Here is a 1,811-nt window from a genome sequence, read left to right on the forward strand (position 1 = left end):
GGCAATGGCCCATGCCCGGAGTGGGCCGGTCTCGATGCTCACCGAACAGAGCCGAATGCACCCCGCGATCTGCGGTCTGGTTTCCGATACATTCTACGGTGGGCAGTTAACAACGGTAGATCGCATTGCGGACCGCCCCTGCCCGATCACTCCGGCCAGCGGTGCGCTGTCAGCCCCCGTCGTCCTATTAGACCTTCCGCCGTTGAGCCGGACCCGGGTGCAGGCTTTCGAGACATTCGAAGGCACTTCGCCCTGCAACCGGGCCGAGGCTGCAGCGCTATTCGAGGCTCTCGACCGGCTGAGCCCTGCAAATGGCGCCACTCCCACGCTCGCGATCCTATCGCCCTACACGGCACAGTGCCGCCTCCTCCATGCGCGCGTGTCCTCGCGCGTCGACCCTGAGACCAGGCACCTGAACGGCTTCGCCAGCCCCAAGGGCGACGGCGTATTCGTTCAGACAATTGACAGCTTCCAGGGTGGCGAAGCCGACCTGGTGGTGGTGAGCACCGTGCGCAACAATCAAAAGATGGGCCGGCATGCCCTCGGCATCCTCGGCGACCGCAGGCGCATGAACGTTTTGCTCAGCCGTGCCAAACACAAGCTCGTGCTCGTAACATCAACCGGCTTCCTAAAAAACGCGGTCAAATGGTCCGAACCCGGACGCGGGCCCGGACATGACCTCGAATTCTTGGCGGCGTTGCTGAGACGGATCGACCTGATGGCGGCGCCGGACGATCCGGACGCGAATCCCACGGCCTCGATCATCGCCTGCGGTGAGGACGGGAAGGTGGTTCAATGACGCTGTTGATCCCAGCGGTTTGGTATCGAGCCAGGGCCATTATTGAGCGTCGATGGGGCTGGAGCCCCGTCGAAGAGGAGGTGCTTCTTGCCCTGCGTGAGAAGCCCGGGACCAGCGCCTCTGTGGCAGCTGAGCTTGGTATTCCCCGTCAGGTGTCAGAAGCGGCAGTGAGCCGGCTGATGCGGTTCGGGTTGATCGAAATTCGCATCGCGCCCGAGCCCGCGCTTGCGATGACCGATGCCGCGCGCGCCCACCTGCTGGCCGGCCGATCGCTCCCTGAACGGGCGCAGCGCCGCGAGATGACGGTGAGCCTCGTCTTCGACAAGCTGGGTGGCTCGGTGTTTCGCCGTCGCGAGGTGGTGATCAAGCCTGTGAAGAAAATCCCAAAAGGTGCGACGATCGTCGACTTTCCGAACGCCGACGAGGTCGAGACTGACTTGTCCATGGAAGAACGCGTGCGCCATCTGTTGAGTTCGTCGCTGCGTCCCGGCGAGGTCTTCGCCATGGTACGCGCCAACCTCTCCTCGATTGAGAAGCGGTTCATCCACCTTGATCTCGACCGGGTACGGGAGGGTGCGCTTCCCGAAGGCGCAAGCGACGCGCTGTGCGCGGCGGTGCGCGAGCATATCGCCTCCGGTCGCCTTCCAGCCGCCCGGTCCAGCCAGCCGGCACGACCGGCTTGTCTCGATTCACCGATCGAGACGAATGTGGCGCCGGATCAGATCCTGTTTGGCGGGCGCGATCACCTCGACCGGCTCGAGGAAGTTGTGGATGCAGCGCGCAGCGATGTCTTCGTGCTCTCGACCTTCGTCGCCACGCAGGACGACGCGAAAGCCCGGGATGGACAGGATCGTGTCTGGGCCGCCCTGGAACGTGCCGTTCGGCGTGGGGTCCGGGTCCACCTCTTCTTCGGCTCTTCTCTCGACGAAGAGCGCAAGCATACGCGAGCGATGGCGGAACTCCAGACCAGGTTGCGGGCGGCTGGCGCTGGCGTCGCAACTCATCTCGAACC

General features: G+C 64.2%; 2 protein-coding genes. Both read left to right on the top strand.

What is annotated here, in order from left to right; translation table 11 throughout:
• Positions 1-4: 4 nt before the first annotated feature.
• A complete protein-coding gene (locus A3764_RS12665) occupies positions 5-799 on the top strand; it encodes an AAA domain-containing protein (protein ID WP_269085023.1) in 795 nt (264 codons plus the stop codon).
• The coding region (locus tag A3764_RS12670) for a hypothetical protein (RefSeq protein WP_201722429.1) at positions 796-1,811 on the top strand (1,016 nt) is incomplete at its 3' end. The genes A3764_RS12665 and A3764_RS12670, both read left to right, overlap by 4 nt.

Source organism: Sulfitobacter sp. HI0129, assembly GCF_001635395.1.
In the GTDB taxonomy this organism is placed as follows: domain Bacteria; phylum Pseudomonadota; class Alphaproteobacteria; order Rhodobacterales; family Rhodobacteraceae; genus Sulfitobacter.